This window comes from Actinomadura sp. NPDC048032 (assembly GCF_040653175.1).
In the GTDB taxonomy this organism is placed as follows: Bacteria; Actinomycetota; Actinomycetes; order Streptosporangiales; family Streptosporangiaceae; genus Spirillospora; species Spirillospora verrucosospora.
Genome location: NZ_JBEZJP010000061.1, coordinates 20987 through 27527 on the forward strand (window position 1 = coordinate 20987; position 6541 = coordinate 27527).

Sequence of the window (6541 nt, forward strand, 5' to 3'; positions counted from 1 at the left end):
GTACCACCGGGTAGCAAAAGTCACAGGGGGATGACAAAGAGGAACGTGTTTTCATTCTCCGCACCCTCCCCGGCCTCTATTGACACTCAGTGCAACGAGACATGTGGCGCCAGGGTACGCCGTCCCGCTCCACAGGGCCAGCCCTCGCCCGAGAAACGATCCGCCGCCCCTTCAGCCCCATGAGCATCGGGACTTCGACAGCCACCGAGACGTCGACGGTCTCACCCCGCACCCGGCACCGCACCATCCGCGCCCCCGACCCGACCGCGATCTCCCTGGCCCTCGCGCAGGCGGACCTGCCCCCATCGACGACTCGCGCCGCGCCCGCGAGTGCCGCCATGTCGGCCGCCGCCTCCCCCCGATGCCGCGCTCCCCGAACCCCGCCGACCAGCACCGCCGCCACCCCCACCACCCAGACGAGCACTGCGAACCCCAACACCCAGACCGTCCCGGACCCCCGATCCCCGCCCCTCACCTTCACCCGCCGTCCCACACCCTCACCCCCACCGGCGCCCCCGCTGCCTGCCCCCACTGCCTGCCCCCACTGCCCTCCTCCTCCGCCCGCCCCTGACCACCCCTCCCTGACCACCCCCCTGCCCCCTCTTCCTGGCCCCCGCTCCCCAACCACCCTCCCTGGCCACTCCTCCCTGGCCAGCCCTCCCCTGACCACCGCTCCCGGGCCGTCCCTCCCTGATCGCCCCTCCCTGGCCACCCCTCTCTGACCACCCCTCTCTGACCACCGCTCCCTGGCCACCACTCCCGGTCATCGCTCCCGGTCATCGCTCCCGGTCATCGCTCCCGGTCATCGCTCCGTCCTTTGCGCGGTTTTGCTGCTTCCACCCGCCTGTTAGTGCCGTATTCGTGCTCATGGGGTCACCGGTGGGGCGCTGGGTTCTGTTTCGGCGGCCGCGTGGGCGTGGACGGTGACGGCCGGTAGGCCGATCGCGGCGGCGGGGGCTACGGGGGCCGAGATGTCGACACGGACGGTGGCTCCGTCGCGGTGGAGCCGGACGGTCGCCTCCTTGGGGACGCCGCTCTCCACCAGCTCGCGGACCGCGCTGAGGGACTCGCCTCTGGCCGCCGCCCGGGCGCCGCTTCGGGCAGCGTCCGTACAGGCGAGCTGCACGGACGCCGCTTTCACGCCCCACAGCGCGATCGCGGTGACCAGCACCAGGGAGGGGAGGGCCACGGCGATCTCCGCCGTGGCCATCCCGCGATCCCTCAGCCGGCCAGATTGAGTGCCTTCTCGATGATCCGTAAGAGCATCGTCTTCACCTGGGGACTGGTCACGATCTTGAACAGCAGGCCCGCGAAGGCCGCCGCGGCGATGGTGCCGACCGCGTACTCGGCTGTGGACATCCCGCGGTCCTTGCACGTGCCGGACCATCGCCGCACCACCGTCTTCCATGCCCTCATCAGGGCTCCTTTCGCTCGAGGTCGGTACCAGGCTGCTCCGCGGAGAAGCCGGGTGACGGGCGAACCGCATTCTGTGGATAACCCGCTCACCAGGGCAGGAGGATCGTCGAGGCGATCCCGGCGATGGCCGGGACGACTCCGAGGAGGACGAAGGCGGGAAGGAAGCACAGGCCGAGCGGAGCGAGTGCCCGGATGCCCGCCGATCGCGCCCTGGCGGCGGCTGCCGCACGTGCCACGCGGCGCTGGTCGCGGGCGAGGCGGCCGAGGGACGGGGCCAGTGCCGCACCCGTCGACGCCGCCCGCACGGCCGCACGCGCCAAGGGCGCGAGCATCGGCTCCTCCGCCAGGACCGGCCAGGCCTCTGCGGGGTCGGCCCCCAGCCTGATCTGGACGGACACGGCGTGCAGCTCCTCGCCGAGCGGGCCTCCCACCGCGCCCGCGACCGCTTCGACCGCCTCGTGCCAGGGGGCGCCGCCGCGCAGGCAGGCGGCGAGGAGATCGACCGCGACGGGGAGATCGGCGATGAGTCGTGCCCGTCTGCGGCGGCGCTCCCCACTGCCGAGGCGGCTGAAGGACAGCCAGACGCCCGCGGCGACCAGCACGCCGATCACTCCACCGGCCAGGCCGCCCAGCAGCACCACGCACAACGCTCCCGCTACGCCTGCGGCCACCCGCCGAAGGATGACGTCGCGGTGCCCGGACGCCTCGGATGGCCCGTCTCGCTCCTTTACCCCCGAGGCTGGGACGGGCGTTCCCCGTGGGCGAGCGTGACCTGCCGCCCACGCGAACCGTCGTCTGGGAGCTGCATGCCTCGGGGAAGGTCCTCCGAACTGACCGACCAGCCTCCGCGTGGAGGCGTCGATCCCCTGGGGAAAGAGGAAGCCCGATGCTGCGGCGCAGAGCATGACCATGAGGGTCGTCATCACTTCACCTGCTCCATACGGATCTCGGGCCGGTCATGGCGGCTTTCCAGGGGGTGGTCCCTCGGTCAGAGGGGTGATTCGGCGGATTTGGCTAGGCGGCGGGTCCAGTAGAGGCCGGTGGCGTTGAGGGCCGTGCCTGTGATCAGGCAGGCGAGGCCAGGAAGGGTGGTGCAGAGGAACGGAATGGGGTGGGCGCCCAGAGCGGCGGCCATGGCCAAGCCCAAGATCGGGAGGGCGGCCAGGAGGCGCGCCGTGGCTCGGGGGCCGGCTAGTTGGACGGACACGTCCTGGCGTTGGGCCTCCTCATCGCGGAGGGCGCCGGCCAGGCCGTCCAGGACGGTGGCCAAGGTGCCGCCGCGTTCGGAGCCGACGCGCCAGCAGGCCGCCAGAAGACGAAGACCTTCGGCTCCTGGCTGCGTCGCCAGTTCGTCCAGATGGTCCGGGGGAGGACGAGGCAGGTCGAGCAGTTCTTTCGAGACGTGCGGGTCGAGGACGGCGGCCGCTGCCGTGAAGGCTTCGTCGGGGGTCCGGCCGGCGGCCAGCTCGGCGGCCATGGCATCGCAAAGCTCGATGATCGAGCTTCGACGGCGCTGCGGCAGCGTCCGACGTTCCCTGAAGGTCTCCAGTCTGATGCGCAGCGGACGCAGCGGGTCGCCCGGTGGTGCCGCGCCCAGGCGGTCGAGGCGATGGGCCGCTGGAGTGGGCGCCAAGTAGGTCCACACAGCAGCCGCCGCACAGAAGGCGGCGAGGACGATCAACATCAGTCACCTCGCAGGCGGGAGAGCGGGGGCTGGTATTCGAGGTGCGGATCAGGCCGGAGGTGGCGGGGGGCTCCGGCACGTCCGTGCGGCGGCGCTGAGGAGGGGGCGGGCGATCGACATTGGGCGCCTCGTAATGGGTCAGGCGGGAGGGGTCAGGGGCGGGTGTTCGGCACGTCCAAGCGGCCGTGCAGAGGGGGGCCGCCAGTGGTGGGGCTTGGGGTGGGGGCTTCTTGGGTGTAGGGGTGGGCGCGGGCATTGCTGGTGGGTTTCAGGCGGGTGGTCAGTTCGGTTGCGCCTGCGGCGGGGATCGTCTCGCCGGAGGCGGTGAAGGAGATCGCGGGGACCACGCCTACCAGGCCGTTCGGAGCTCGTTGGAGAAGGCAGATCTCGGCTACTCGGCGGCGGCCTCCGCCGGGGTCGCGGACCAGGTGGACGATGATGTCCAACGCGGCGGCCAACTGGCTGTGGACGGCCTCTCGGGTCAGGCCCGCCGCGCAGGCCAGGGCCTCGATGCGGGCGGGGACGTCGGCCGCGGTGTTGGCGTGGAGGGTGCCGCAGCCTCCTTCGTGGCCCGTGTTGAGGGCCTGGAGGAGGACCGCGACTTCGGGGCCTCTCACCTCGCCCACCACCAGGCGGTCGGGGCGCATGCGGAGGGCTTGGCGGACCAGGTCGTTCAGGGTCACGCCGCCGGCGCCCTCGGTGTTGGGCGGGCGTGCCTCCAGCCTGACGACGTGGGGGTGGGTGGGCTTCAGTTCGGCGGAGTCTTCTACCAGGAGGAGGCGCTCGGACGGGTCCGCCAGGGACAGCAGGCCGCTGAGCAGGGTGGTCTTGCCTGTGCCGGTGCCGCCGCTGATCAGGAAGGCCGCTCGGGACGCGATCAGGGCGGCCAGCAGGTCGGCGCCCTCGGGCGGGACGGTGTGGGCCGCGACCAGTTCGTCGAGCGTGAAGGCGCGGCGGCGAGGGAGGCGCAGGGACAGGCAGGTGCCGGTCGCGGCCACCGGTGGGAGGACGGCGTGCAGGCGGACGCCGCCGGGGAGGCGGGCGTCGGCGTAGGGGGAGGCGTCGTCGAGGCGGCGGCCCGCGGCGGCGGTGAGGCGCTGGGCCAGGCGGCGGAGGGTCGCCTCGTCCGGGAAGCGCACCGCGGTGCGGACCAGGCCGGAGCCGGTGTCGATCCAGACCTCGTCGGGGCCGTTCACCAGGACGTCGGTGACGTCAGGCGAGCGCAGCAGGGGCTCCAGGGGGCCGGCGCCGACGAACTCGGCGCGTAACTCGTCGGCCAGGGCCAGGACTTCGCGGTCGCCCAGCAGGCGCTCCTCGGCGCGGAGCGCGGCGGCGACGCGGCCGGTGGTGGCCTCGCCGCCCGTGTGGGCGAGCCGGTCGCGGACGGCGTCGGAGAGGCCGGTCATGCCGCCTCCCGGTAGGCGTAGGGCTGGAGGGCGAGGTCGGCGAGGACGGTGGCGCAGAAGTCGGCGAGGGGGCCGCGGCGGCACGCGCGTTCGAGGTCGCCGGAGTCGATGGCGGTGGGGAGGCGGCGGTCGCGGTCGAAGGAGCCGGCGAACGGAAGGCCGAGGACGCCCGCGACGGCGTCGGGGGTGATGCCGCCCGGGGCGGGGCCCTGGACGACGAGGCGCAGGTCGGCGGTGTCGCGGCGGAGGGCGGCGGCGAGGCCGTCGGCCGCCACGGTGGCGCGGACCTCGGCCGGGACGAGGAGGAACGTGACGGCGGCGGCGCGCAGGGCCGCGCGGCCGAGGTCGCCGGGGTGGCGGGGGACGTCCGCGACGACCAGGTCGAATCCGCGGGCGGCGGCGTCGAACAGGGAGCGGACGGCCTCCTCGGAGACCGGGACGGGTTCGCCGCGCCGCCAGGACAGGACGGACAGGTCGCCCGTGCCGGGCAGGGTCTCGCGGAGGGTCGCGGTGCTGAGGCGGCCGCGGCGTTCGGCCAGGTCGGGCCAGCGGACGCCCTCGTGCGACTCCAGGCCGAGGAGGAGGTCGACGCCGCCGCCGAACGGGTCGGCGTCGACGAGGAGGGTGCGCAGGCCCGTGCCCGCCGCGCGGAGGCCGAGCGCGGTCGCGAGGACGCTGGCCCCGGCGCCGCCGCGGGCGCCGACGACGCAGAGGGCGGTGGCCCAGCCGCCCTCGGGCTCGCAGGCGGCGGCGAAGGCGTCGATCAGCCAGTCCTCGTGGTCGGGGAGGGCGACGACGTCCTGGGCGCCGGCCTCCACGGCCAGGCGGTAGGCGTCGGGGGCGGCGCCGCCGCTGACGAGGACGACGCCCGGGCGGCGCTGGAGGCCGGCGGCGGCGACCTCCTCGGCGACGTCGGCGCCCACGAGGATGAGGGAGGGCCAGGCCCAGGCGGGTCTGGCCTCGTCGGCGCCGTAGGCGACCTCGGCGTGGGCGTCGGCGGCCGCGGCGAGGCGCAGGAGGGGGGAGCGCGTGCTCCCCCTCGGCTTCGGAGAAGCCGGGATACCGATACATCCGGCCCTGACCCGCGAGCTCGGCTCCGCCGCGGGCCAGGGGGGTTACGGCCCGGTGGCCGGGAGCGCCGCGCTGCGCGCCGCCGCGGCCGGATACTGGGCCCGCCGCGGGCTGCCCACCGACCCCGCCGCGGTCGTCGCGGGCCCCGGCAGCAAGCCGCTGCTGTTCGCCCTGCTGACCGCGCTGGGCGGCGACGTCGTCGTGGCGGCCCCGAGCTGGGTGAGCTACGCGGCGCAGGCGTCGCTGGCGGGCGTGGAGCCGATCCGGGTGGCGACGCCTCCCGGCGAGGGCGGCGTCCCGAGCCCGGCGCTGCTGGCCGACGCGGTGGTGCGGGCCCGCGCCCGGGGCCGCGACGTGCGGGCCGTCGTGGTGACGCTCCCGGACAACCCGACCGGGACCATCGCCTCCGAGGCCACCGTGCGGCGGCTGTGCGCGGTCGCGCGCGAACAGGACCTGGTCGTCATCTCCGACGAGATCTACCGCGACCTGGTGCACGTGCCCGGCACGACGGTGCCGAGCCCGGCGCGGTACGCCCCCGAGCGGACCGTCGTGACGACCGCGCTGAGCAAGAGCCTGGCGGCCGGCGGATGGCGGATCGGGGTAGCGCGGCTGCCGGACGGGCCGTTCGGCCGGGCGCTGCGCGACAGCCTGCTCGGGGTGGCCAGCGAGATCTGGTCCAGCGCTCCGGCCCCGATGCAGCACGCCGCCGCGTTCGCGTTCGCCGAGCCGCCGGAGCTGGTCGAGCACGTCGACCGCAGCAGGCGCCTGCACGGCGCCGTCGCCGGCGCGGTCGCCGACCGGTTCGCCGCGGCCGGCGCGCGGGTCGTGCGTCCGGAAGCGGCCTTCTACCTCTATCCCGACTTCGGCCCGATGCGGGACAAGCTGGAGGCGACCCCTTCCAGAATGGGGCCCATCGATCGCGCGGACGGCGGATGCGTCGCGACGCGCGCCGGTGAGCCCCGGC

8 protein-coding genes are annotated in these 6541 nt (G+C 74.6%); 1 reads left to right on the top strand and 7 read right to left on the bottom strand.

The annotated features are described in order from the left end of the window. Positions 1–76: 76 nt before the first annotated feature. The 7 genes from AB0C69_RS11565 to ssd form a co-directional block, all read right to left on the bottom strand. On the bottom strand, positions 77–757 hold the full coding sequence (locus AB0C69_RS11565; protein ID WP_360352703.1) for an Rv3654c family TadE-like protein: 681 nt from the start codon (positions 755–757) through the stop codon (positions 77–79). 108 nt (positions 758–865) lie between these two features. Then, on the bottom strand, positions 866–1210 hold the full coding sequence (locus AB0C69_RS11570) for a TadE family type IV pilus minor pilin (RefSeq protein WP_360352705.1): 345 nt from the start codon (positions 1208–1210) through the stop codon (positions 866–868). Positions 1211–1221: 11 nt separating this feature from the next. Then, on the bottom strand, positions 1222–1416 hold the full coding sequence (locus AB0C69_RS11575; RefSeq protein WP_173394687.1) for a DUF4244 domain-containing protein: 195 nt from the start codon (positions 1414–1416) through the stop codon (positions 1222–1224). An 86-nt stretch (positions 1417–1502) separates the two neighbouring features. After that, complete coding sequence (locus AB0C69_RS11580) at positions 1503–2087, bottom strand: type II secretion system F family protein (protein ID WP_360352707.1); 585 nt, start codon at positions 2085–2087, stop codon at positions 1503–1505. Between the two features lie 317 nt (positions 2088–2404). Further along, entirely contained in the window at positions 2405–3100 is a 696-nt protein-coding gene (locus tag AB0C69_RS11585; RefSeq protein WP_360352709.1) for a type II secretion system F family protein, read from the bottom strand. Positions 3101–3252: 152 nt separating this feature from the next. Further along, entirely contained in the window at positions 3253–4506 is a 1254-nt protein-coding gene (locus AB0C69_RS11590) for a TadA family conjugal transfer-associated ATPase (RefSeq protein WP_360352711.1), read from the bottom strand. Then, a complete protein-coding gene (gene ssd / locus AB0C69_RS11595; RefSeq protein ID WP_360352715.1) occupies positions 4503–5573 on the bottom strand; it encodes a septum site-determining protein Ssd in 1071 nt (356 codons plus the stop codon). Before ssd ends, AB0C69_RS11590 begins: the two co-directional genes overlap by 4 nt. Between ssd and AB0C69_RS11600 the strand changes: the two genes are divergently transcribed. After that, positions 5536–6541, top strand: a 1006-nt coding sequence (locus AB0C69_RS11600; RefSeq protein ID WP_360352713.1) for a pyridoxal phosphate-dependent aminotransferase, incomplete at its 3' end; no start/stop codon positions are given. The two genes, ssd and AB0C69_RS11600, sit on opposite strands and share 38 nt — an antisense overlap.